The following is a 24,963-nucleotide window of genomic DNA, read 5'->3' as shown; positions in this document are numbered from 1 at the left end:
AGCACAATACGCAGCCTGTCGGGCCGGTGGGCCCTACGGTTCATCGGAGTGTAGCTCAGCCTGGTAGAGCACCGCCTTCGGGAGGCGGGGGTCGAAGGTTCGAATCCTTTCACTCCGACCAGATCGAAAAACGCCACGAGGGTTATCCCTTCGTGGCGTTTTTTTTGGCGGGTGCCTGAGGTGGTTGCCGGGGAGACTGGTCACTCTCCAGGCTTCGTTCACCCCCTCATCCCCGCCCCCCCAGCAGGCGGTCGGTGATGCTCTCCATCGCGGTCCCCATGCGCTTGCCCAGGCTCTGGCGGCGCTTGTAGGTGACCTCGTACAGATCATGCTCCCGGGCCAGCTTCATCAGTACATCGTCGCTGGTGCCCAGTTCGTCCACCAGACCCAGGGGGCGGGCCTGTTCCCCGTACCAATGCTCCCCGGTGCCCACCTGATCCATGTCCAGGGAGGGGCGATAGCGGGACAGGAAGGTCTTGAACAGGGTGTGGGTCTCCTCCAGGTCCTCCTGGAACTTGGCCCGCCCCTCGGCGGTGTTGCGACCCAGCACCGTGAGGGTGCGCTTGTATTCGCCGGCGGTGAGCAACTCGATATCCACGTTGCGACGCTTGAGCCAGCGGTGGAAGTTGGGCAGTTGCGCCACCACGCCGATGGAGCCGACGATGGCGAAGGGGGCCGCGATGATGCGGTGGGCCACGGCGGCCATCAGGTAGCCGCCGCTGGCGGCCACCCGGTCCACGCACACCGTGACCTGGAGCCCCGCATCCCGCAGTCGCACCAGTTGTGACGCCGCCAGGCCGTAATGGGGCACCATGCCGCCACCGCTCTCCACGCAGACCACCACATGATCCAGCTCCGGACGGGCCTGGGTGAGCACCGTGGAAACCTCCTCGCGCAGGCTCGCCACATGGGAGGCCCGGATGTCGCCGTGAAACTTCAGCACGAAGATGCGGGCCCGGTCCGGGTCCGGGGACGGATCCAGCCCGGTCTCGGCCTTTTTGCCACTGCGCAGGCGTTTGAGGCGCGCGGCCCACCCCTTGGGCGCGGCGAAGCGCTTTTTCAGGGTGTTCTCCATATGGCGGTAGCGGTCGTTGAGACGACGCACGTTGAGGTGGTCCTGGCCGCGATCCCGGGCGCTGGCGGCGGTGCTGGCAAGACTGCCCAGCACCACCAGGATGGCCACCACGATGGTGAGCACCTTGGCCAGGAAGATGGCGAAATCGTAGATGAATTCCATCTGAGGGAATCCGCCTTACGCCTTCATCACCTGGTTCTGCAGAAAGGCCTCGTACTCGGCCACGAAGGACTCTGGCATTTCAAAATAGGGCAGGGCACCGGTGGGCATCTCGTAGATGAGCCAGTTGGGGCGTTTGGCCACCACTGCCTTACCCTTGAAGTCCACGAAGTCGCCCCGCTCGCCATGCACCATGAACACCGGCAGCTTCAGGGATTCGTAGATGGTGGTGATGTCGGCGCTGAAGAGGTTGCCGGCCAGGAAGTGGTAGGGGGCATTCTTGGCTCCGGGCTGGCGGGTGGTGGCCACGCTGTATTCCAGCAGGCCCAGGTCGATGTCCTTGGAGCCCCAGGCCTTGTTGAGGAAGTAGCGGATCACGCTGCGCTTGGTGAGGGCATTGAACAGCCCCTGGCTCCAGGGAGCACGCACGAAGAAGGTGTGCAGCCAGGGCATGCCACGGGTGCTCTCGGCCGGGCCATCCAGGCGCCCGGTGCCCTTGAAACCCGTGGGGCTCACCAGGCCGATACTGCGGAAGGCGTCGGGGGATTCGTGGGCGGCGCGGGCCAGGAACTCCGAGCCCAGGGAGAGGGCGATGGCGTCCGGCTTGCCTTCGCCGTGCAGGCGCTGAATCTCCTCCACCATGGCGTGGATGGCATCGGTCATCAGGCGAGGCGTATAGGCCCGGTCGCTGCGGTCCGAGCCACCAAAGCCGGGCAGTTCCAGGGCATACACAGGGCGCCATTTGGCATAGTGATCGTAAAGTGGCTTGACCTCATAGGCGGAGCCGGCGGCGTTCACACTGTGAATCAGCAGCAGGGGGACGTCGGTACGCTGCTCCTCGCTTTTGGGGGCTGCGTGGTAGTAGCACAGGCTGCCCGCCTTGCTTTGCAGCGTGCGACGCTCGCCGGTAAGGGCTGGGGGCAGTGTCTGAGCAGATGCCTCGGCCTTGCCAGCGGTGCCATCGGTGGCGGCCTCGGCCATCTGGATCGTTGGATGGGTGGGTAGGGTGGCCGCGGGATGCGGCGCAAGGGAAATTGTGCTGGACATGATGGATGACTCCCGGTCGTGTGGATGTGCGGCTGCCATTTTTCATGGGGAACGGCAGAATCCTGAAGATGTGCCTGTGAGTATCTGGAGTTTGGCCATGCCGATCAAGCGGTGCGGCGTTCACGAGGTGGCCATCTGCGGCGATTAATCCGCAGTGCTATAGTCAACCAGCAGGATCAAGCAAACGAACAGAATAACTGGAAGGAGGCGTGTCATGAGCGTGATGTCCCGTGCAGTGATCACTTTGGCTGTCGCCGCATTGTTGCCCCTGGGGGTTGTCCAGGCGGATCTCAATCGTCCGGCGCCGCCAGAAGGGGCAGAGGTTTATTTCATCACACCAACGGATGGGGAGACCGTGAGTTCGCCGGTGACGGTGCGCATGGGGCTCAAGGGGGCAGGCGTTGCGCCGGCGGGGGTGGATCGCCCTGATACAGGCCATCATCACCTGCTGGTGAACAAGGATCTGGATGATGTGAACCTGGATGCGCCGCTGCCTTTCACTGACCAGACCGTGCATTTCGGCGGTGGTCAGACGGAGACGGAACTGGAACTGGAGCCGGGCACGCACACGCTGCAGTTGCTGTTCATGGATTATCGGCATGCCAGTTTTGATCCGCCGGTGGTGTCCGAGCAGATCACGATCATGGTGGAGTAGGTGCCCGGGGATGAGGGGTGCGGTGGGCTGAGGGTGCAGGGCAGGCAGGATGGTCGTGTCTTGCCCTGAGGCCCCACACCATGGGAGGTGATAAAAGGTTCTGTTAGTATAGCCAACAGTGATGCGTGGCCCCCGGAGCGCTCCGGTAGATTCCACAACAACGATGGCTGCGTCAGGATCTTTCAACACCACCATAGGAAAACGGCAACATGCATATCGGTACCACTCTCACCAACTTCATCATCGAAACCCAGCGCAAGTTCGAGGGGGCCACCGGGGAGTTCACCGGCCTGCTCAACGACATCTCCGTGGCTTGCAAGAAAATCTCCGACCTGGTCAACAAGGGCGATCTGGTGGGTGTGCTGGGCACCGCCAGCACCCAGAACGTGCAGGGGGAGGAGCAAAAGAAGCTGGATGTGATCACCAACGAGATCTTCATCGAGGCCCTGGCCCACAACGGCCACGTGGCTGCCCTGGCCTCCGAGGAGATGGATGACGTCTATCATCTGCCGGAAGACGCGCCCCGGGGCAAGTATCTGGTGCTGTTCGACCCGCTGGACGGCTCCTCCAATATCGATGTGAACGTCTCGGTGGGCACCATCTTCTCCATCCTCAAGGCGCCCCCCGGCGTGCGTAACCCCAGCAAGGAAGATTTCCTCAAGCCCGGTACGGAGCAGGTGGCCGCCGGTTACTGTGTGTACGGGCCCTCCACCATGATGGTGTTGACCACCGGCACCGGTACCAACATGTTCACCCTGGACCGTGATTTCGGTGAGTTTCTGCTCACCCACTCCAATGTGCAGATCCCGGAAGATACCCAGGAATTCGCCATCAATGCCTCCAACATGCGCTTCTGGGAGCAGCCGGTGAAGCGTTACATCGGCGAATGCCTGGAGGGCAAGGACGGCGCCCGGGACAAGGACTTCAACATGCGCTGGATCGCCTCCATGGTGGCCGAGGTGCATCGCATCCTGACCCGTGGCGGGGTGTTCATGTATCCCCTGGATTCCAAGATCCAGGCCAAGGGGCAGGGCGGCAAGCTGCGTCTGATGTATGAGGCCAATCCCATGGCCTTTCTCATCGAGCAGGCGGGCGGCGCCTGCACCACCGGTCGGGAGCGCATGATGACCTTGAGCCCCGATGATATCCATCAGCGCGTGCCCGTGATCCTGGGGTCCCGCAACGAGGTGGACCGCGTTACCGGTTACCACCAGGAGTAGGGTGACCCAGGGGTCGTCCCATCCCACAAGGCCCGGCTTTGCCGGGTCTTGTGCGTTTTGCGAACGATGTGTTTGCCAAACCGGGGCTGAAGGGTCTGTAATACGCCCACGTCATCACTGAACCACCCACTGACCTCCATCCAAAAGAGGACGACATTTATGGATCGCTGTATCGGGCTGGACATGGGCTACGGCTACATCAAGGCGGAGGATGGACAGAACGGTTACGTCTTCCCCAGCGTGGTGGGCGAGGCCGGGACCCAGGCACCCATGTCGCTGGGCTTCAAGCGGCCCCCGCCCACGGAGGATCTGCGCGTGTCGGTTGGGGGGCGGGAGTATTTCCTGGGCGATCTGGCCATCCGCCACTCCCGCATCGCCTACCGGGGGCTCTCCTCCACACGCGCCGAAGGGGATGACATCCTCATCCTCTGTCTGGGCACGCTCGCCCTGTATTGCAAGGAGAGCCTCAACAGCTTTTTCGTGGTCACCGGTCTGCCGCCGGGTCGCATGCACATGGCCGACGACCTGGTAAGACGCCTGCAGGGGGATCACGAAGTCATTCGTCGTATCGGCAGTCAGCGTCACGCCTACAGCGTGCGTCTGGACCGTATCGACGTGGTGCCCCAGCCCGTGGGCACCTTCTGGTCCATGGTGCTGGATGAACGGGGCAACCTGCGCGAGGACAGTCCCATGCTGGATGGCCGGGTGGGCATCATCGATGTGGGCTTTCGTACCAGTGATTTCGCCACCATCGTGGACGGCGAATACGCCCCGGCCTTCAGCCGCACCGTGCCCATCGGCATCTCCCACGGATACGACGAAATCGCCGAGTTGCTCAATGCCAGGTATGGCCTGGAACGGGAGACCTACACCCTGGATGAAGCCATCATCGACGGTGAGCTGAATGTTTCCGGGCGCAAGGTGGATATCAGCGGCCTGCGGGATCAGGTGTTCCAGGATCTGGCCACCAAGCTGCTGGTGGAGATCAACTCCCTATGGCAGGTGGATGACTATCCCTTCGTGCTCATCACGGGCGGCGGCGGGCAGGTGATGTCTCGCTATCTGCGCGAGATGATCCCCCATGCCCGAACCGTGGACGAGCCCATTACCGCCAATGCCCGCGGGTTCCATGCCTGGGCACGCTACAACGCGCTGCAGGTCGGCATGGGTGAGCGTAGCGGTGATGGATCGCCGGAGGGTGATGGCGGCGCGGATTGAGGTTTGTCAAGTTGCTCGGCTGATGCTCTTGGTCTAGGTTCATTCAAGGCCGATGGCCTGAGCCAAAGGAGGCAACATGACAATAAAACTCTATCGTTGGGTGAGCTTGATCGCCCTGATGTGCCTGCCTGCTGCGGGGGTCGCGCAAGACGGCCCCCGGCTGGCGCCCGGCATGGTCAATCCCGGGTGGGTGGAGCCGCCCCCCTGGTTCCATGAGTCCTTCCTGGATATTCGCGAGGATGTGGAGGAGGCCGCCGCCGAGGGCAAGCGGCTGATGCTGTATTTTTACCAGGATGGCTGCCCCTATTGCGAGAAGCTGATCCGCGACAATTTCGGTCAGCACGACATCGCCGAAAAGGCCCAGGAGTACTTCCACGTCATTGCCATCAACATGTGGGGCGCCCGCGAGGTCACCGACATGGAAGGCCGTGATACCACCGAGCGCGACTTTGCCCGTGACCTGGGCGTTCAGTTCACGCCCACCCTGCTGATGTTCAACGAAGACTTCGAGACCGTGGCCCGCCTGAACGGCTACTACGAGCCGCATCGATTCCGCGCCGCCCTGTCCTACATCGGCGAGGGCCTCGAGAACGAAATGAGCTTTCCCGAGTATTTCGAGCAGGTTGGCGGTGAACCGGCGTCCGGAGAACTGCATGTCCGCGAGGACTGGATGCAGCCCCCCATGGACTTGGCAGCGGCTCTCGAGGACGGTGACAAACCTCTCTTGATCTTTTTCGAGCAGGCCCAGTGCTCCGCCTGTGACGAATTGCATGGGGATATCCTGCAGCGTGAGGAGACTCAGGCCCAGCTGGAGCGCTTCCAGGTGGCCCAGGTGGACATCTGGTCCGACACCCCGCTGATCACCCCCGATGGCGTGAGCACCACGGCCCGGGAATGGGCCCGTGAGGCCGGCGTGCTATACACCCCCACCATGGCCCTGTACACGTCCGAGGATGGTGAGGTGATCCGCACGGAGGGGTATCTGCGCAGCTTCCATGTGCAGTCGGTGATGGCGTATGTGGCCACAGGCGCCTACCGGGACGAGCCGGAACTGCAACGCTATCTGGATGGCCGCGCCCAGTCCCTGTATGAACAGGGCATTGAGGTGGATCTGATGGATTGAATCGCTCTTTCACGGCTTTTTTCACCGAAAGCCACCTGAGTATCCGAACCTCGGTGGGGCGGCATGCCTGGGAGCGGGTGTTCGCCGCAGGGATGCGGCGATCAAGCCTACAGGGAGGTATTCACGGCGTCCCGCGGACAGGCATGCCGCCCCACCGAGGTTCCACCACGGTGCCAAACCTTGAGAGCGGAGGCCTCGGAACCCCTTCGCGGCCGAGGGCCGCTCCCACGGGGTCGGGGATGCCCCCGCCTGCACTCGGACCGGTCATTGGGTTAATCTAGGGGCCTCGTTGCAGACTGGCTGGAGGCCCGACCCTTGATCAGGGGAACCCTTTACATCATTTCCGCCCCCTCCGGGGCGGGCAAGACCTCGCTGGTGGCCGCCCTGCTCAAGGCGCGGCCCAGTCTCGTGGTATCCGTATCCCACACCACCCGCAAACCCCGTGAGGGGGAGGTGGACGGCGAGCACTATCACTTCGTGAATGCGGAACAATTCCTGGGCATGATCGAGGATGGCGCCTTCCTGGAGCATGCACGGGTCTTTGATCACTATTACGGCACCTCCCGAGCAGCCGTCGAGGCGGAACTGGAGCGTGGGCTGGACGTGATCCTGGAGATCGACTGGCAGGGGGCGCAGCAGGTGCGGCGTCTGATGCCCGATTGTCAGTCGGTGTTCATCGTACCCCCCTCCCGTGATGAGTTGCGCCAGCGTCTGCAGGCCCGGGGCAAGGACAGCGACGCCATCATCGAACGGCGCCTTGGGGAAGCTGTCAAAGAAATGAGCCGCTTTGGCGAGTACGACTATTTGGTGGTGAATGACGACTTTGACCGGGCCTTGGCAGACCTGGTCGCCATTTTCACCGCCAACCGCCTGCACACCCGACCGCAGCGTCATCGCCATGAGGCGCTGATACGGGATTTGCTGGCGTCTGGGGAAGCAAACCCCTAGTATTAACCGTTTTCCCGAAAGAATCAGGAGTTGAGCCGACCACGGCCCGCGTTACTGTTGAAGATTGCCTGGACAATATGGACAACCGCTTCCACCTGGTGCTGGTCGCTGCCAAGCGTGCCCGGCAACTGGCTGGCGGTGCCCATGCCCATCTGGACTGGGAAAATGACAAGCCCACCGTACTGGCCCTGCGTGAGATCGCCGACGGGCTGGTGGGCCCCGAAGTGCTGGATGAAGTGGTGGCTCGGGAGCACGCTGGCCCCTCCCAGGTGAGCGAAGAGGAGGTGCGAACGGAGATCTAGTCCCCCGTGCGGATCCTCATCGGGATCCGCGGGCAAGACAGGCCCGCAAGCATGCCCCATGGTCGAGAGTGCCACCCCCAGCCAGGCCCCCAGTAGCTCCGCGTCCCTGGACACCACCCGGTTCATGGCCAAGGACCTGTGCGCCTATCTGGAGAGCTACCTGGAGCCCGATCAGGTCAGCGAGGTGTATCGGGCCTACCTGTTTGGCGCCGAGGCCCATGAGGGCCAGACCCGCCTGAGCGGCGACCCCTATATCGTCCATCCCCTGGCCGTGGCCAAGACCATGGCCGAGATGCGGATGGATCACCGCAGCATCATTGCCGCCATCCTCCATGACGTCATGGAGGACACCCACATCAGCAAGGAACGCATCATCGAGGAGTTCGGCGAGGATGTGGCCGAGCTGGTGGATGGCGTCTCCAAGCTCACCCATCTCAAATTCCGCTCCAAGGCCGAGGCCCAGGCCGAGAACTTCCGCAAGATGATGCTGGCCATCACCCGGGACCTGCGGGTGATCATGGTCAAGCTGGCCGACCGCCTGCATAACATGCGCACCCTGGGGGTCATGCGCCCCGACAAGGGGCGACGCATTGCCCGGGAAACCCTGGAGATCTACGCCCCCATAGCGCAGCGCCTGGGCATGAACGCCATCCGGCGCGAACTGGAAGTGCTGGGCTTCGCCTCCCACAACCCGCTGCGCTACAAGGTGCTTCAGGACGCAGTCAAAAAGTCCCGCGGGCATCGCAAGGAGGTGATGCAAAAGATCGAGACGGCCATCTGCTCGCGCATGGAGGAAGCGGGGATCGTCTCGCGCATTATCGGCCGGGAGAAGAACCTCTACAGCATCTACCGCAAGATGCAGCAAAAACGCCTCTCCTTCGAAGAGGTCTTCGATGTCTTTGCCATTCGCATCGTGGTCACCGACGTGGATGCCTGCTACCGGGCCCTGGGCGTGGTCCACAACCTGTACAAGCCGGTGCCTGGTCGCTTCAAGGACTACATCGCCATCCCCAAGGCCAACGGCTACCAGAGCCTGCATACCGTCCTGTTTGGCCCCCATGGCATCCCCATTGAGGTACAGATCCGTACCGAGGAGATGGACCGGGTGGCCGAAAGCGGTATTGCGGCCCACTGGCTGTACAAGGCGGGTGATCGGCAGTCCGCCTCCGCCCAGGCCCGGGCACGGGAATGGCTCAAGGGGGTGCTGGAGATCCAGCAGGCTGCCGGCAACTCCATGGAGTTTCTGGAAAACGTGAAGGTGGACCTCTTCCCCGAGGAGGTTTACATCTTCACGCCTCGCGGCGAGATCATGGAGTTGCCCAAGGGGGCCACGGCGGTGGACTTTGCCTACGCGGTGCACTCGGATGTGGGCAACACCTGCGTGGCGGCCAAGATCGACCGGCGCCTGGCGCCGCTGTCCACCAAACTGGAGAGTGGCCGTACGGTGGAGGTGATCACCGCCCCTGGCGCGCGGCCCAATCCCGCCTGGCTGAATTTCGTGGTCACCGGCAAGGCCCGGGCCGCGATTCGGCATTATCTCAAGAACCTGCAGCAGGGTGAGGCGGTCAACCTGGGTCGTCGCTTGCTGGACAAGGCCCTGATCGGCGTTGGCAAGAGCCTGGAGGAGATCCCCCCGGAGCAGATGCAGGGTCTGCTGGAGGATCTGCAACTCCCCAACCTGGACGCCTTGCTGGGCGATGTGGGGCTGGGCAACCGTATGGCCACCCTGGTGGCACGCCGTCTTTGCAGCGACGACGCGGACGCGGAAGCCGATGAGGCTGAGCCGTCGCCGGCCATCTTGGGCAAGCCCCTTGCAGTCAAGGGCACCGAAGGCATGGTGCTGTCATTCGCCAAGTGCTGTCACCCCATACCTGGCGACCCCATCGTGGGTGTGATGAGTGCCGGCCGGGGGCTGGTGGTGCATCGAGAGCAGTGTCGCAACGTGGCCGAGTATCGCAACAAGCCGGACAAGTGGATCCCGGTGGCCTGGTCGGAAGACTCCACCCAGGAGTACGCTGCTGCGATCCGTGCACAGACAGCCAACAAAAGGGGTGTGCTGGCGAATCTGGCCTCGGTGATCGCCGACATGGGTTCGAATATCGAGAATGTCTCCTTCGACGAACGCGATGGCCATGCCTCGACCATCACCTTCACCCTGAGCGTGCGCAGCCGCAAGCATCTGGCGGACCTGATGCGCCGCCTGCGCCGGGTGCCCGAGGTGCTGCGCATCTCCCGGGCACGGGGATAAAGGTCCCCGGCGCGGTCGTTCCTACTCGCTCACGGCTCCCCGGGGGGCGCTGCGGCCGCCCTGCGAGGCGGTCTTCTTGTTGCTGAAGGTCTTCTTGCGTGCGCCGCCGTTTCCGCCGGCGCGGGGCCGCTTGGGGCCGCCGCCGCGTGGTGCGCGGCCAGCCGGTTCGGCGCTTTGTTCGCCGGGTTTTTTCTGGTTGACCGGAGCCAGGGAGATTTCCAGCTCGATGAGCTCATCCCATTGTTCTTCGGTGCGCTGGCTATCAGGGATGGCCAGCAGGCTTTGCAGCCGACGGCGCGGAGAGGTGGGCTGGGAATCGTTCATGGCTAGGTCGTCGCGTGAATGAGCCAGGGAAGGCGGGATGACAGGTGAACGGCTGACATCATGGTCTTTGTCTCCATGAGTGGATGAGGAAATTGCAAGGCGGGTGGGCGAGGAGTCAGGCGGCACGGGCCTTGTCCATGAGTTGTTCGGTGATATCCAGCAGGTCCTGATAGGTGCGGGCGTCTTCGCCCACAACCACGTAGCGGCCATCCACCACCAGGGTGGGGACGCTGTTGATGCGGAATCGGGACTGCAAACGGTCGCCGCGTGCCACCAGGGTCTGAGTACGGGAGGCATGGAAGGCTTCGGCAAACCGTTCGGTATCCACGTCGCGGTCGTCCATCCAGTCCATGATCGCCTGCTCGGTGAACAGCCGTTCACGGCGCTGGCCGATGGCATCGAAGACTTCCTGATCCAGTCGTTCCAGTTCCCCGGTGGCCTCCAGGGCGAAGTACACGCGGGAGAGATTGGCCCAGGCCGAGCGATTGAAGGAGACCGGAACACGGCGGAACACCACATCCTCTGGCAAATCCTCAAGCCAGGGCTTCATCACCTGATTGAGCTGCCCACAGAAGGGGCAGCCGTAGGAAAAGAACTTGAGCAACTCGATCTTGCCCTCAGGGGCCTCGCTCTGAGGACGGGAGATGGCGCGCCAGTCCCGACCCTCCCGCAACTCGGCCAGGGTGACGGGAGCGAGGGCCAGGCTCAGCCCTCCTACCAGGAATTGATTGAATCGACGTCGGGTCAACGGCATCAGTTTGCTCCAGGGGCAGGATCATTTGCTTCGGTTTCAGGCCGACCACCCCGGGTGGATGACTTCAGGATCGGGTATGGGATCTGGGTGCTCGGTCATGGACGGGCACCAGCCCGCCGCCAATGAAAGGTGGTGTCATCACAGCCTTTCGGAAAGGGGCCCAATGCCCCGGGACCGCGTGAATCCAGGTTCACGTCCGGCGCCATGCCAAACGGGACCGTGGCAGCTTCTGGCCGCCCTTCCCATTATCCAGCGTATGCCCTGATCATGCCCGGATTCAGGGCTGATGATCAATGGTGAGCCGATGGCTGGGCATTATACTGGCCCAAGGCAGCGAAATACCATCAGCGCGCCTTGATGAACATCAGGCGTCCGATGAAAGCCATGGTCAGAATGATCCAGCCGATGGGATACGGCAGCACGCCCAGCACGAAGGCCGTGAGGGTGGCGATGAGCAGGGCACCGATGATCAGTAGTGGAATGTCCATGTCTGTTTGAACATGCCGCGGGGCGGAAGTGCCCTGGAATGTCACTTTAATCAGGGCCGATGGCCCATGGAAATCATGACAACACTGATGCTTTTTATCGCGGCCCCGGTGCTGGTCACCCTGGGCCTGTTTGCCTTGCGCCTTTGGCTGCAATGGGCGTTTCGCATTCGGGATCGGCGCTGGGTGGATGATCCCGAACGTCTGACCATCCTGGCCGAGCGGGTTCGGGTGCCCACTCGCCGGGGCAGGACCCTGTCCGCCGCCTGGTATCTACCCCACCCCGGCGCGCCGGTGGTGGTGATGGTGCATGGCTGGGGGGCCAATGGTTCGCATCTGCTGTTCATGGTGCCCAGACTGCTGAGCGAGGGCCTGAATGTCGCGGTCTTCGATGCTCGCTGTCATGGCCAGAGCGATGATGACACCTTCGCTTCACTGCCCCGTTTTGCCGAGGATGCCGAGGCGGTCATGGGGGCCCTGCGGGCTCGAGGTCACGGGGACTTCATCCTGCTGGGCCACTCCGTGGGGGCCGGGGCGGTGCTGCTCACCGCCTCGCGCAACCCGGGGATCCGAGCGGTGATCAGTCTGTCTGCCTTTTCCCATCCCGAACCCATGATGAACGGCTGGCTCCAGGAGCGGGGCATCCCCCGCCGGCCGCTGGGGCTGATCATCAACCGTAGCGTGGAATGGCTGATTGGTCATCGCTTCGATGACATTGCCCCGCGCACCACCGTGGCGCGCATACAGGCGCCACTGCTGCTGGTGCATGGCAGCGAGGATACCGTGGTGCCCCTGTGGCACGCCCGTCGCCTGGCCCAGGAGAATCCCCGGGCCACGGTGCTCACACTGCCCGGCGTGCAGCACAACGACCCCGAGGGCTTCGCCCGCCACGTGGACCCCATCCTGGACTGGCTGCGTCCCCACCTTCGGCATCAGGACCCTGTTGAACTCTCGGAGCACGCCCGTGTTTTTGGAACCCCTTAGCATTCTGATCATTGCCACGGCAGCCTTCTTCGCCGGTATCATCAATGCCCTGGCCGGTGGGGGGAGCTTCCTCACCCTGCCAGCCCTGGTGTTCACCGGTGTGCCTCCGGTGGCGGCCAATGCCACTGGCACGGCGGCGCTGCTGCCGGGCTATCTGGCCAGTGCCTGGGCCTATCGGGATCTCATCAAGGCCCCAGCGGGGTTGTCGGTGCTGGCGGTGGTGGTCATCGGCGCCGTGGGGGGCGCTGCAGGTGCCTTGCTGCTGCTGGCCACCTCGGATCAGGCCTTCCGGGCGATCGTGCCCTGGCTGCTGTTGTTTGCCACGGTCTTGTTCGCCTTCGGGCCGCGTCTGCATGGGTTTCTGGCCCGGCGCGCCAAGCGGGGTCACGGCCTCTGGGGGCGGGTCGGCGTGCTGGCCGTGTGCGGCTATGGCGGGTATTTCAACGGCGGCATGGGCATCGTCATGCTGGCCATGTTCCGCCTGCTGGGTGTGCATGACCTGAACGTGGCCAACGGCCTGAAGAACCTGCTCTCCGCGGTGCTCACCGTGATTGCCGTGGCCATCTACATGGCCGGCGGCGCCATCTCCTGGCCCGAACTCCCCCCCATGGCACTGGCGGCCGTCCTGGGTGGTTTCGCCGGCGCCCGAATTGGCCGCCGCCTGCCACCGAATGTCCTGCGCAACGGCATTGTTCTCGTGGGGGCGATCACGACGGTGATCTTTTTCGTGGAGCTGTTTGGCTGAGCTGCCTCGGAACAAATGGCGCCTAAGCTGCGATGCCTTCCACGATAAGATGGCTCACATCGGTTCTTTCGCTGGCGTGCTCGAAGGTAATGGCGCACACGTTGCCGTCTGCATCGACGTCAAGGAGGGTTCTTTCATCCAGATCCCTGGATTCGGTAATCCCTTCGTCACGGAACTCGATATAGAGCGTGTCCGTGTCATGGAAGTAGCTGATTTTCATGGTTTGAAGCTCCTGTCAAAGAAGGCGTTATGGATGGTTTCCCCGTCCGCCAATAACACCACCCTCAAATACCGCTCGTCCATCTCCTTGATGCTCGCCCATCGTCTGATGCGACCGTCCGCCTGGATGAATTCTCTTTCCGGGTGCTCGACGACATGGCAGATCCACTCGTCCTTGATTCTGGCACGATCAGGCCTTGCTCGTGTTGCCTGGAAATACTTTGTTGTTTTCACTTGATGACGGGTTGGTCCATGGTATCCATTACCACCCAATGGCTTCCGGCAGCCACAGGGCGATCTGCGGGAAGGCCACCAGCAGCCCCAGGGCGGCCAGCTGGATGATCACGAAGGGGATGGCGCCCTTGTAGATGTCCGTGGTCTTGATGCCTCGGGGCGCCACCCCCTTCATGAAGATCAGCGACCATCCAAAGGGTGGCGTGAGGAACGATGTCTGCAGGTTCATGGCGACCAGGATGGCGATCCACACCATGGAGAACTCCGGGTAGCCTGCCAGGAAGGGCATGAACAGCGGCACCACGATGTAGGTGATCTGGATCCACTCCAGAAAGAACCCCAGCAGAAAGATCAGCAGCAGCATGAAAAGCAGCGTGCCGTAGGGCCCGCCGGGCACCCAGTCGAACATGGCCTCCACCAGGAACTCCCCATCCAGCCCCCGGAAGGCCAGGGCGAACACCTGGGAGGCGATCAGTACGAAAAACACCATGGCGGTGATGCGCACCGTGACCTTCAGGGTCTCCGACATGACGGGCCCACTCAGCCGCCCCATCACCGCCGCCACCACCACGGCCCCCACCGCGCCCACGGCAGCCGCCTCGGTGGGGGCCGCGATGCCGCCGATGATGGCCCCCAGCACCGCGAGCACCAATGCCAGCGGGGGCAGTACCGAGGTAAACAGGTCCCGGATCAACTGACGGGTGCTCATGGCGGCCCGCTCGGCCGCATCCAGGGCCGGTACGTCGGCGGAATAGAACCAGGCCAGCACGAACAGATACAGCACGTACAGGGTGGCCAGCAGCAGTCCCGGGATCAGGGCCGCGGCAAACAGACTGCCCACCGATAGGTTCATGGTGTCTGCCAGCACCAGCAGGACCAGGCTTGGGGGGATGATCTGCCCCAGGGTGCCCGAGGCACAGATGGTGCCGCAGGCCACGGTGGGCTTGTAGCCGCGCCTGAGCAGGGTGGGCAGGGCCATCAGGGTGAGGGTGACGATGGCTGCCCCGACGATCCCGGTGGCCGCCCCCATGAGCACGCCCACCATGATCACCGCCAGGGCCATGCCCCCGGGCAGGGCGCCGCTGGCATGGCCGATGACCTCCAGCATGCGTTCGGCCACCCGGGTCTTGTCCAGCATCACCCCCATGAAGACGAATAAGGGAATGGCCAGCAGGGTGTAATTGGTGATGGTGCCGAAGATGCGGGCGGGCAGCAGTTCGAACAACCAGCCTTCAAAGCCGATGAAGCCGAAGATGAAGCCCACCGCCGCCACGGCAAAGGCCACTGGTATGCCGGTGAGGACCAGGACGAAGAAGGCGGCCACCATCATCAGGGCGATGTACTCAAGCGGCATGACCGGTGCTCCCTGCCTTGTGACGACGTGAATGGCGGTAATGGAAGACCAGGCGCCGGCCAATGCGGAGCAATTGTCGCGCCGATTCGATGATGATCAGCGCAAAGCCGACCAGGATCATGGCCTTGGGCAGGAACAGCCAGGGCATCCCGCCGGCGTTGGGTGAGCCTTCACCGCGCACGTAGGAGATCTGCACGAAAGGCCAGGAGTAGTAAAGGATCAGCAGGGAGACGGGAATGGCCACCAGCAGCATGGTGATACCATCCAGCCAGAGCTTGCCCACGCGGTTCAGATGATGGGAGAAGACATCCACCCGCACGTGCTCGTCGGAGCGCATGGCATAGGCGATGCCCGTCATCACCGTGAGTGACAGCACATACCATTCCAGTTCCTGGGACCAGACACTGCCCATGCCCAAGGCATAGCGGGCCGCCATGTTGGCGAAGACCAGCAGCACCAGAGCCGCCATGCTGATGGCTGCTATCCAGCCAGCCAGGCGGGTCACCTGGTTCAGAGCGCGTTCGATGCGCAGCAGGAGTCGGGACATGAATGCCTCCCAGGCAGCATGAAGCCCCTCTCCCGCCAAGGGGAGAGGGGCTGGGGTGAGCGCGTGTTATCCCAGGATCTTCTGTCCCAGATCCCGAATCTGGGTCTGGAACATGGTCTCAGAGTTCGCCTGCCAGCGGTCGTGGCGAGCCTTGAACCTGAAGTAGCTCTCGTGGACCTTGCGGGTGAGCTCATCGTCCGCGGCGCGGTCGCTGAGTATGTCCCGTGTGGCCTCCAGCAGGGCCTCGATCACGTCATCGGGCACCGGGCCGAACTGCACCCCGTGGTTGTTCACCAGGTCGTCCAGAGCATCGGCGTTGCGGGCCTCCAGCCAGGCGTGGGAGGTGATGTTGCAGGCCGCGGCGGCATTGCGCATCACCGCCTGCAGGTCCTTGGGCAGGGACTCCCAGGCGCGGCGGTTCACCACAACCTCGGTGCTGGTGGCTGGCTCATGCCAGCCGGAGGAATAGTAGTACCTGGCGGCCCGGTGCAGGCCCAGCTCCCGGTCGGAATAGGGGCCCACCCACTCGGCGGCATCGATGGCGCCGCGTTCCAGGGCGGCAAACAATTCGCCGCCGGGCAGCAGTCGTGCATTGGCGCCGATGGCGTTGTAGATGTCCCCGGCCAGGCCCGGCATGCGGATGTTCAGTCCCCGGAAATCCCGCACGCTCTCCACCGGTTCCCGGAACCAGCCCATGGGCTGCACGCCGGTGCAGCCCACCACCAGGGGGATCAGGTCGAAGGGCGCATACACCTCCTTGTAGAGCTCGTAGCCGCCACCCTCATTCAGCCAGGCATTGTGGCCCTGGAAGGTCATGCCGAAGGGAACTGTGGTGAAATACTGGGCGGCAAAGGACTTGCCGGCCCAGTAATAGGCGCAGCCATGGTTGAGCTGCACCTGGCGGCCGGAGGAGGCGGCGTCAAAGCCTTCGAAGGCGGGTACCAGTTCGTTGGCCGAATAGACGCGGATGCGGATGCGTCCGTCCGACATCTCCTCCACCCGACGGGCGAAATCAGTGGCACTGCCCGGGCCGGTCTGGAAGAAGGGCAGCCCGCTGGGCCATGTGGTGGTCATGCGCCAGTTGAAGCGATCGCGGGCCTTGACGATGGCGGGCGCGCCCAGCACGGCGGCGCCCGTGGCCACCGCCGTGCCGACCTTGAGAAAGTCGCGGCGTTTGATGGACATCAGTGATCTCCTCGGTGGTACGTATTGTTGTGCTTGATTTTGCCGGCTCTGGGGCCACAGGAAATATGACGCATCCGTGGCCAGGATGCCAGACAGTGTGCCGGGGAGAGGGGCTCGGAACATCTTGCATCATCAGGGATGACCCACCATCGTGATGTCGTGGAGGGCGGCCGGCTTGGGGGGCGAGGGCTCGCATTCGTCCGCAGTCGTGCCTATGGCGGGGCGATGAGGGCTTCGGTGGCCTGTACCACCCGCTGGTTCATGGCCGGATCCCTGGCCTGCGCCGGTGCCTTGATGGGACCCTTGCGGGAGAGATACTGGCCATTCAGCGCGGCGGACTCGGGTGCGGTGGCATGGTGGATCACGCCCTGGGCAGCGCGCTCTGCCGGGGGGATGGCCCAGCCCAGCCAGCGTGCCACCGCGCGCCAGAAGGCATTCTGGGCGCCGTCGGTGCCTCCCAGGTTGGACATGAACACCCCGGGAAAGACGCAATTCACGGTGACGCCGGTGCCCTCCAGCTGACGCGCCAGCGCGAAGGTGGTGTGCAGCATCCCCAGCTTGGACTGCCCGTAGGCCTGCATCATGCGATAGCGGCGCTTTTCCCAGTTGAGGTCGTCCAGGTCCATGGCCGTGTTGAACCGGGTGCCCACGTTGATGATCCGGGCCGGGGCGCTGGACTGGAGACGCGGCAGCAGCAGCTGGGTGAGCAGGAAGGGGGCTACATGGTTGATGGCCAGGGCTTTCTCCACACCATCGCCGGTGAGGCGCCGCTCCGGGAAGGCACTGCCGGCATTGTTGATGAGCAGGTGCAGGGCCTTGAAGTCCCGTTTGAATTGCGCGGCCACACGGCGGACGTCGGCCTGCTCCGTCAGATCACCGGTGATCAGGTAGATGTCTTCGTTGCCGGTCTCCGCACGGATTTCCCAGCGGGCCTGTTCTCCGCGGGAGAGGGATCGGCATACCATCACCAGGGTCATGCCCCGGCGTGCCAGGTCCATGGCGATGGCCTTGCCCAGACCGGAGTTGGCACCGGTGATGAGAGCGGTGTGTTGGGTGGGGTCGGAGGAGGAGATGTTCATCGGGCATGTCCTTGATGAAAGCGGCCCTCACCCCAACCCCTCTTCCGCCAGCGGGAGAGGGTCTTGATGATCGCAGTCAATCTTGGGTAAGTGGGGCGCGGTGGCACGGGCTTTATAGCAAGCGCTCAATATCCTGGGCGATATCCTTCGGATCCGTATTGGATGCATACCGCCGCACCACCTGCCCCTCACGGTCCACCAGGAACTTGGTGAAGTTCCATTTAACGGCCTGAGTGCCCATCAGGCCCGGGGCCTGGGCCTTGAGGTGCTGGTACAGGGGGTGGGCGTTGTTGCCGTTCACTTCCACCTTGGCGAACATGGGGAAGTTTGCCTGAAAGCGCGTGCTGCAGAATTCGGCGATCTGGGATTCATCCCCGGGTTCCTGATTGCCGAACTGGTTGCAGGGAAAGCCCAGGACGTCGAAACCGCGCTCATGAAAACGATCCTGCAGTGCCTGCAGGCCACTGTACTGGCGCGTGAAACCGCATTGACTGGCCACGTTGGTGATCAGCAGGACCCTTCCGGCGAATTCCGACAGTGGGCGAGGATTGCCCTGGATGTCGGTGGCCTCGAAGTCATGGACCGAGGTGGGCGTCTCTGGCATGGCATGGGCTCCCTGGACAGACGATGACGGACATCCCGACGGGATGGATCACGATGCCTTGAGAGTGCCCGATGTGAGGGTGGGGGTAAAGTGGGGGAGGGGAGAGGGGCTCCATGAACCCCTCTCCCGCTGGCGGGAGCGCCCCTACCTCGGCAGGTCGGTACGCCCCATCAGCCACTGGTCCACCGCGCGGGCACACTGGCGTCCCTCACGGATGGCCCAGACCACCAGGGACTGGCCCCGGCGCATGTCGCCCGCAGCGAACACGCCCTCGGCACTGGTGTGATAGGCCTGCTCGCCCTCGGTGCTGCCCTTGACGTTGCCGCGGGCATCCAGTTCCAGATTGGCCTTTTCCTTCAGCTCGGCCAGCATGCCTTCCTGCACCGGATGCACGAAGCCCATGGCCAGCAGGACCAGATCGCAGCGGATCTCCTGCTCGGTGCCCGGCACCTCGCTCATCTGGAAGCGACCCTCGGCGTCCTTTTCCCACTTCACCGTGACCAACCTGGCCGCCTTCACGTTGCCATGGCCATCATCAATGAAGCCCTTGGTGGCGATATTCCACATGCGGTCACAGCCTTCCTCCTGGGAGCTGGAGGTGCGCATGCGGTTGGGCCAATCGGGCCAGGTGAGGCCCTTGTCTTCCTTCTGCGGTGGCTTGTCCAGGATCTCCACCTGGGTGACGTGGGCCGCGCCGTGGCGGTTGGAGGTGCCGATACAGTCGGAGCCCGTGTCGCCGCCACCGATGACCAGCACGTGCTTGCCCTGGGCACTGATGAAGTCTTCGTCGGGCACGAACACGCCCTGCACCCGCTTGCTGTTGCGGGTGAGGAAGTCCATGGCGAAGTGCACGCCGTTGAGCTCCCGGCCGGGGACGGGCAGGTCACGGGGTTTCTCGGCACCACCGGCCAGGACCAGGGCATCGTAATCGTCCTGGAGCCGGGACACGGGGACGTCCACGCCGATATGGGACAGGGTATGGAAGCGCACCCCCTCGGTGCGCATCTGGGCGATGCGCCGGTCGATATGGCCCTTGTCCATCTTGAAGTCCGGGATGCCATAGCGCAGCAGACCACCGATGCGGTCAGCCTTTTCGAAGACATCCACGTTATGACCCGCCCGGGCCAGTTGCTGGGCGCAGGCCAGGCCGGCAGGGCCGGAACCGACCACGGCCACGGTCTTGCCGGTGCGCCGATGGGCCACCTGGGGTTTGATCCAGCCCTCTTCCCATGCCCGGTCGACAATGGCGCACTCGATGGTCTTGATGGTCACCGGCGTGTCGTCGATGTTGAGCGTGCAGGAGGTCTCGCAGGGCGCCGGACAGATGCGCCCGGTGAACTCCGGGAAATTGTTGGTGGAATGCAGCACCTTGATGGCCTGTTCCCAGTCGTCCCGGTAGACCAGGTCATTCCAGTCGGGGATCAGGTTGTTCACCGGACAGCCCTGGTGGCAGAAGGGGATGCCGCAGTCCATGCAACGAGCCCCCTGCTCACGTACCTGATCGGGCTTCAGGGGGATGACGAATTCCCGATAGTGCACGATGCGGTCGGCGGCCGGCTCATAGTGCCGGTCGCGACGGTCGTATTCCATGAATCCGGTTGGCTTACCCATGGTTGGCGCTCCCTTCAAGCGTCTGGCTGGCCTTTGGCGGTTTGTTGGGCTCGGGCGGACGGGCCTTCTGGGCCTGGAGGTCTTCCAGGGCGCGGCGATAATCCACCGGCATCACCTTGACGAAGCGGGGCAGCCAGGCCTCCCAATCGTCCAGAATGGCCTTGGCGCGGGTCGAGCCGGTGTAGTCCAGATGACGCTGGATCAGGCTCTTGAGGCGCTGCGCATCAAAGCGCGTCATGTCGCGGCTCACATCCACGCGGCCGTGGGTCTCCAGGTCGCCGCCCTGATGATCCCAGGCCTCCAGGGCATCGTCCTCATCGGCGATGGGCTCCAGTTCCACCATGGCCTGGTTGCAGCGATCGGCAAAACTGCCGTCCTGATCCAGGACATAGGCGATGCCCCCGGACATGCCGGCGGCGAAGTTGCGCCCGGTGGTGCCCAGGCAGACCACGATACCGCCGGTCATGTATTCGCAGCCATGGTCGCCCACGCCCTCCACCACGGCGGTGGCGCCGGAGTTGCGCACGCAGAAGCGCTCGCCAGCCACGCCACGGAAGAACACTTCGCCGCTGATGGCGCCGTAGAGCACCGTGTTGCCGACGATGATGTTGTCCTCGGCCGGATCGATGGCGGAGCGGGCCGGCGGATAGATGATGATGCGCCCGCCGGAGAGGCCCTTGCCCACGTAGTCGTTGGCCTCGCCTTCCATATCGATGGTCACGCCCTTGGCCAGCCATGCCCCGAAGGACTGGCCGCCGGTGCCCGTGGCCTTGATATGGATGGTGTCGTCCGGCAAGCCCGCATGACCATAACGCTCGGCCACGCGGCCCGAGAGCATGGTGCCCACGGTGCGGTGGTAGTTGTGGATCTGTGCCTGGATGGTCACCGGCTTGCCCTGGCTCAGGGCGGGTTCGGCCTGCTGGATCAGCTCGTGATCCAGGGCCTTGTCCAGGCCGTGGTCCTGGAGCTCGCAGTGACGGATGGCCACCTCCGGGCCCACGTCCGGGCGGGTCAGGAGCTTGGTGTAGTCCAGCCCCTCCGCCTTCCAGTGGTTGATGGCACGACGCATCTCCAGACGGTCCGCCTGGCCGATCATCTCGTCCATGGTGCGGAAGCCCAGCTTCGCCATCAGGCGGCGGACCTCTTCGGCCACGAAGAAGAAGTAGTTGATCACGTGTTCGGGCTTGCCGGTGAAGCGCTTGCGCAACTCCGGATCCTGGGTGGCCACGCCCACCGGGCAGGTGTTCAGATGGCATTTGCGCATCATGATGCAACCTTCCACGATCAGCGGCGCGGTGGCAAAACCGAACTCGTCGGCCCCCAGCAGGGCCCCAATGACCACGTCACGGCCGGTGCGCAGGCCGCCGTCCACCTGCAGGGAGACGCGCCCGCGCAGGCGGTTCATCACCAGGGTCTGATGGGTCTCGGCCAGTCCGATCTCCCAGGAACTGCCGGCGTGCTTGATGGAAGTGAGCGGGCTGGCACCCGTGCCACCGTCATAGCCGGCGATGGTGATGTGATCCGCATGGGCCTTGGAGACGCCCGCAGCCACGGTACCCACGCCCACCTCGGAAACCAGCTTCACGGAGACGCGGGCCTTGGGGTTGACGTTCTTCAGGTCGTGGATCAGCTGCGCCAGGTCCTCGATGGAATAGATGTCGTGGTGTGGCGGCGGCGAGATCAGGGCCACGCCCGGAGTGGAATGACGTACCCGGGCGATCTGTGCGTTCACCTTATGGCCGGGTAGCTGGCCGCCCTCGCCGGGCTTGGCACCCTGGGCCACCTTGATCTGGATGTCATCGGCGTTCACCAGATATTCGGTGGTCACGCCAAAGCGGCCCGAGGCCACCTGCTTGATGGCGGAACGCTCCGGATTCATGGTGCCATCCGCCAGGGGCAGGAAGCGCTCAGGCTCCTCGCCACCCTCGCCGGTGTTGGACTTGCCACCGATGGCGTTCATGGCCTTGGCCAGCGTGGAGTGCGCCTCGTGGGAGATGGAGCCGAAGGACATGGCCCCGGTGGCAAAGCGCTTGACGATCTCCTTGGCCGGTTCCACTTCGTCCAGAGGGATCTCCCGGTCGGCAAACCGGAAGTCCATCAGGCCACGGAAGGTGAGCAGATTCTCGGTCTGCTCGTTGATCAGGCGGGAGAACTCATCGTAGGTGGCGGCATCGTTGGCACGGGTGGCGTGCTGCAGCTTGGCGATGGTGTCCGGCGTCCAGACGTGGCTCTCGCCGCGCAGACGGAAGGCATAGTCGCCGCCCACATCCAGCTGGTCGCGGTAGATCTCTGCATGACCATAGGCCTGCTGGTGCCAGCGAACGGCCTCCTCGGCCACCTGGGGCAGACCGATGCCTTCCACGCGGGTCTGGGTGCCGGAGAAGTACTTGTCCACAAAGGGCGTGTTCAGACCCACGGCGTCGAAGATCTGCGCCCCGCAATAGGACTCCAGGGTGGAGATGCCCATCTTCGACATCACCTTGAGCAGGCCCTTGCCCACGGCCTTGATGTAGCGCTTCTGGGCCTCTTCGAAGCTCAGACGCTCGGGCAGGCGGTCCAGCATGGACTGGATGGTGTCGAAGGCCAGATAGGGGTTGATGGCCTCGGCGCCATAACCTTCCAGTGTGGCGAAGTGATGCACCTCCAGAGCGGCACCGGTCTCCACCACGATACCGGAGCTGGTGCGCAGGCCCTTGTCGATCAGGTGGTGATGCACGGCCGAGGTGGCCAGCAGCATGGGGATCGGCACGCGATCCTGGTTGGTGTCACGGTCGGACAGGATCAGGATGTTGAAGCCATCCAGCACGGCCTGTTCGGCCTTGGCGCACAGGGCTTCCAGGGCAGGGCCCATGCCCTCCGCCCCCTCGGATGCGGGGTAGCACACATCCAGGGTGCGGGTGCGGAAGGCGCCGCCGGAGTTGTACTCGATGTGACGGATGCGCTCCAGGTCCTGATTGGTGAGCACCGGCTGCGGGGTCTCAAGGCGCCAATGCTGACCGGCTTCGTTGATGCCCAGCAGGTTGGGGCGCGGCCCGATCATGCACACCAGCGACATGACCAGTTCCTCGCGGATCGGGTCGATGGGCGGGTTGGTCACCTGGGCGAAGTTCTGCTTGAAGTAGTTGGACAGGTTCTTGGGCCGGGTCGAGAGCACCGAGGGTGGATTGTCCGCCCCCATGGAGCCCACGGCCTCCTGACCGGTCAGCACCATGGGGGTGAGCAGGAACTTGAGATCCTCCTGGGTGTAGCCGAAGGCCTGCTGGTAATCCAGCAGGGTGGCATCGTCCGGGGCCATGGGGCCCACGCCGGTGGGCAGATCTTCCAGACGGATCTGGGTCTTCTTCAGCCACTCGCCGTAGGGGCGGGCCTCGGACAGCTGGGCCTTGACCTCGTCGTCACTGATGATGCGGCCTTCTTCCAGGTCGATCAGCAGCATGCGGCCGGGCTGCAGGCGCCACTTCTTGACGATGCGCTCCTCAGGGATGTCCAGCACGCCCATTTCCGAGCCCAGGATCACCATGTCGTCGTTGGTGACCAGGTAGCGGGCCGGGCGCAGGCCGTTGCGGTCCAGGGTGGCGCCGATCTGACGGCCATCGGTGAAGCACATGGCAGCGGGGCCGTCCCAGGGCTCCATCAGGGCCATGTGGTATTCGTAGAAGGCGCGCCGCTTCTCGTCCATGAGGGTGTTGCCGGACCACGCCTCGGGGATGAGGATCATCATGGCGTGGGCCAGCGAGTAGCCCCCCATCACCAGCAGTTCCAGGGCGTTGTCAAAGCAGGCGGAGTCGGACTGACCCTCGGGGATCAGCGGCCAGATGGTGTCCAGATCATCCCCCAGCACCTCGGAGCGCATGGTGTGGCGGCGGGCCGCCATCCAGTTCACATTGCCGCGCAGGGTGTTGATCTCGCCGTTGTGGCAGACCATGCGGAAGGGCTGCGCCAGATCCCAGGTGGGGAAGGTGTTGGTGGAGAAGCGCTGGTGCACCAGGGCCAGGGCGCTGACGAAGGTCTCGTCCTGCAGGTCCAGGTAGTAGTGGCCCACCTGGCCAGCCAGCAGCATGCCCTTGTAGTTGACCGTCCGGGAGGACATGGAACACACGTAGCAGGCGTCCACGCCGTGTCCCGCATCGCGGATCTCGTTGTCCATGCGCTTGCGGATCACGAACAGTTTGCGCTCGAAGGCGTCCTGATCGGGGCAGTTCTCTCCCCGGCCCACGAACACCTGGCGCACCACCGGTTCACTGGGCAGCACGCTCTCGCCCAGGTCGCTGTTGTCCACGGGCACGTCGCGCCAGCCCAGTACAGTCTGGCCGCCTTCCTGGATGTGCTTCTCGATGATGGTCTGCATCTGCTCGCGCAGGCCGGCATCCTGAGGCAGGAAAATCATCCCAACGCCGTAACGACCGGCCTCCGGCAGGTCGAAACCCACCTTGGAGCGGAAGAAGGCATCCGGAATCTGTACCAGAATGCCGGCCCCGTCACCTGCCTTGGGGTCGGCCCCGACGGCACCCCGGTGATTGATGCGTTCCAGGATTTCCAGGCCCTGTGCGACGATCCGATGGCTCTTCTCGTTTCTGATGTGGCACACAAAGCCGACACCACAGGCATCGCGCTCCAGGGAGGGATCGTACAGGCCCTGTTCGGGCGGTAAGGCGTGAAAACTCATCGTTGACCTCGCTGATATCTGGTCGCTGGTCGGCATCCGCGGCAATCTGACGCAGGGGGCTGGCGTTGCAAGGGCTGGGGGAGGCCCACTCTTACAGGCCCGCGCGGAAGGCCATCAACCGGCGGGCTTGGGAGATTAAAGCTTAACTTTTCATTGTTCCAGTGTTTGTCGCCAAAA

The 24,963-nt window shown here is 63.7% G+C and carries 22 protein-coding genes and 1 tRNA gene; 10 read left to right on the top strand and 13 right to left on the bottom strand.

The genetic code is table 11. The features are described 5' to 3' along the window. Window positions 1-44: 44 nt before the first annotated feature. Window positions 45-121 (top strand) — tRNA-Pro (locus tag ECTHA_RS0113030). 105 nt (window positions 122-226) lie between these two features. Here the strand turns inward: ECTHA_RS0113030 and sohB are convergent. Together sohB and ECTHA_RS0113020 are read right to left on the bottom strand one after the other, a co-directional pair. Then, complete coding sequence (gene sohB, locus ECTHA_RS0113025) at window positions 227-1,237, bottom strand: protease SohB (protein WP_025282988.1); 1,011 nt, start codon at window positions 1,235-1,237, stop codon at window positions 227-229. Between the two features lie 15 nt (window positions 1,238-1,252). Next, window positions 1,253-2,281, bottom strand: coding sequence for an alpha/beta fold hydrolase (locus ECTHA_RS0113020; protein ID WP_026623797.1), 1,029 nt, complete (start codon window positions 2,279-2,281; stop codon window positions 1,253-1,255). A gap of 223 nt (window positions 2,282-2,504) precedes the next feature. Between ECTHA_RS0113020 and ECTHA_RS0113010 the strand changes: the two genes are divergently transcribed. From ECTHA_RS0113010 to spoT, 7 genes are all read left to right on the top strand, one after another. After that, window positions 2,505-2,936 (top strand): DUF4399 domain-containing protein, encoded by a 432-nt coding sequence (locus ECTHA_RS0113010; protein WP_025282986.1) that lies wholly within the window; start codon window positions 2,505-2,507, stop codon window positions 2,934-2,936. 209 nt (window positions 2,937-3,145) lie between these two features. Beyond that, window positions 3,146-4,156 (top strand): class 1 fructose-bisphosphatase, encoded by a 1,011-nt coding sequence (locus tag ECTHA_RS0113005; protein ID WP_025282709.1) that lies wholly within the window; start codon window positions 3,146-3,148, stop codon window positions 4,154-4,156. 159 nt (window positions 4,157-4,315) lie between these two features. Beyond that, complete coding sequence (locus tag ECTHA_RS18315; protein ID WP_025282708.1) at window positions 4,316-5,374, top strand: ParM/StbA family protein; 1,059 nt, start codon at window positions 4,316-4,318, stop codon at window positions 5,372-5,374. Between the two features lie 76 nt (window positions 5,375-5,450). After that, the gene (locus tag ECTHA_RS0112995) at window positions 5,451-6,497 is read left to right on the top strand and encodes a thioredoxin family protein (RefSeq protein WP_025282707.1); all 1,047 of its coding nucleotides are present in this window, start codon (window positions 5,451-5,453) and stop codon (window positions 6,495-6,497) included. Between the two features lie 315 nt (window positions 6,498-6,812). Continuing rightward, window positions 6,813-7,445 carry a guanylate kinase gene (gene gmk / locus ECTHA_RS0112990; RefSeq protein WP_025282706.1) on the top strand — a complete coding sequence of 211 codons (633 nt, stop codon included), beginning with the start codon at window positions 6,813-6,815 and terminating at the stop codon, window positions 7,443-7,445. A gap of 77 nt (window positions 7,446-7,522) precedes the next feature. Beyond that, window positions 7,523-7,747, top strand: coding sequence for a DNA-directed RNA polymerase subunit omega (gene rpoZ / locus ECTHA_RS0112985; protein WP_025282705.1), 225 nt, complete (start codon window positions 7,523-7,525; stop codon window positions 7,745-7,747). Between the two features lie 58 nt (window positions 7,748-7,805). Continuing rightward, a complete protein-coding gene (gene spoT / locus ECTHA_RS0112980; protein ID WP_025282704.1) occupies window positions 7,806-9,995 on the top strand; it encodes a bifunctional GTP diphosphokinase/guanosine-3',5'-bis pyrophosphate 3'-pyrophosphohydrolase in 2,190 nt (729 codons plus the stop codon). 21 nt (window positions 9,996-10,016) lie between these two features. On the opposite strand, the gene ECTHA_RS0112975 is transcribed toward spoT, so the two are convergent. The 3 genes from ECTHA_RS0112975 to ECTHA_RS20085 all read right to left on the bottom strand — a co-directional run bounded on the left by ECTHA_RS0112975 (window position 10,017) and on the right by ECTHA_RS20085 (window position 11,561). Beyond that, window positions 10,017-10,319, bottom strand: coding sequence for a hypothetical protein (locus tag ECTHA_RS0112975; RefSeq protein ID WP_025282703.1), 303 nt, complete (start codon window positions 10,317-10,319; stop codon window positions 10,017-10,019). A 115-nt stretch (window positions 10,320-10,434) separates the two neighbouring features. Continuing rightward, on the bottom strand, window positions 10,435-11,073 hold the full coding sequence (locus ECTHA_RS0112970; RefSeq protein WP_025282702.1) for a thiol:disulfide interchange protein DsbA/DsbL: 639 nt from the start codon (window positions 11,071-11,073) through the stop codon (window positions 10,435-10,437). 344 nt (window positions 11,074-11,417) lie between these two features. Beyond that, entirely contained in the window at window positions 11,418-11,561 is a 144-nt protein-coding gene (locus ECTHA_RS20085) for a hypothetical protein (protein WP_169738290.1), read from the bottom strand. 75 nt (window positions 11,562-11,636) lie between these two features. Between ECTHA_RS20085 and ECTHA_RS0112960 the strand changes: the two genes are divergently transcribed. Next, complete coding sequence (locus tag ECTHA_RS0112960) at window positions 11,637-12,542, top strand: alpha/beta hydrolase (protein WP_025282701.1); 906 nt, start codon at window positions 11,637-11,639, stop codon at window positions 12,540-12,542. Next, window positions 12,523-13,287, top strand: a complete 765-nt coding sequence (locus ECTHA_RS0112955) for a sulfite exporter TauE/SafE family protein (protein WP_203225282.1) — start codon at window positions 12,523-12,525, stop codon at window positions 13,285-13,287. Before ECTHA_RS0112960 ends, ECTHA_RS0112955 begins: the two co-directional genes overlap by 20 nt. 22 nt (window positions 13,288-13,309) lie before the next feature. On the opposite strand, the gene ECTHA_RS0112950 is transcribed toward ECTHA_RS0112955, so the two are convergent. The 8 genes from ECTHA_RS0112950 to gltB all read right to left on the bottom strand — a co-directional run bounded on the left by ECTHA_RS0112950 (window position 13,310) and on the right by gltB (window position 24,786). After that, a complete protein-coding gene (locus ECTHA_RS0112950; protein ID WP_025282699.1) occupies window positions 13,310-13,507 on the bottom strand; it encodes a DUF2283 domain-containing protein in 198 nt (65 codons plus the stop codon). Between the two features lie 261 nt (window positions 13,508-13,768). Then, window positions 13,769-15,094 (bottom strand): TRAP transporter large permease, encoded by a 1,326-nt coding sequence (locus ECTHA_RS0112940; protein WP_025282697.1) that lies wholly within the window; start codon window positions 15,092-15,094, stop codon window positions 13,769-13,771. Further along, entirely contained in the window at window positions 15,084-15,641 is a 558-nt protein-coding gene (locus tag ECTHA_RS0112935) for a TRAP transporter small permease subunit (RefSeq protein WP_025282696.1), read from the bottom strand. Before ECTHA_RS0112935 ends, ECTHA_RS0112940 begins: the two co-directional genes overlap by 11 nt. Before the next feature lie 66 nt (window positions 15,642-15,707). Next, entirely contained in the window at window positions 15,708-16,826 is a 1,119-nt protein-coding gene (locus ECTHA_RS0112930) for a TRAP transporter substrate-binding protein (RefSeq protein WP_025282695.1), read from the bottom strand. Between the two features lie 212 nt (window positions 16,827-17,038). Then, complete coding sequence (locus tag ECTHA_RS0112925) at window positions 17,039-17,905, bottom strand: SDR family NAD(P)-dependent oxidoreductase (protein WP_203225281.1); 867 nt, start codon at window positions 17,903-17,905, stop codon at window positions 17,039-17,041. Window positions 17,906-18,017: 112 nt separating this feature from the next. Beyond that, window positions 18,018-18,509, bottom strand: a complete 492-nt coding sequence (locus tag ECTHA_RS0112920) for a glutathione peroxidase (protein WP_025282693.1) — start codon at window positions 18,507-18,509, stop codon at window positions 18,018-18,020. A 144-nt stretch (window positions 18,510-18,653) separates the two neighbouring features. Next, window positions 18,654-20,120 (bottom strand): glutamate synthase subunit beta, encoded by a 1,467-nt coding sequence (locus ECTHA_RS0112915; RefSeq protein ID WP_025282692.1) that lies wholly within the window; start codon window positions 20,118-20,120, stop codon window positions 18,654-18,656. Then, on the bottom strand, window positions 20,113-24,786 hold the full coding sequence (gene gltB / locus ECTHA_RS0112910; RefSeq protein ID WP_025282691.1) for a glutamate synthase large subunit: 4,674 nt from the start codon (window positions 24,784-24,786) through the stop codon (window positions 20,113-20,115). Before gltB ends, ECTHA_RS0112915 begins: the two co-directional genes overlap by 8 nt. Window positions 24,787-24,963 lie beyond the last annotated feature (177 nt).

Origin of the sequence: Ectothiorhodospira haloalkaliphila ATCC 51935 (assembly GCF_000633935.1) — a bacterium.
GTDB classification, from domain to species: domain Bacteria; phylum Pseudomonadota; class Gammaproteobacteria; order Ectothiorhodospirales; family Ectothiorhodospiraceae; genus Ectothiorhodospira; species Ectothiorhodospira haloalkaliphila.
This window is presented reverse-complemented; position numbering and strand designations above follow the sequence as displayed.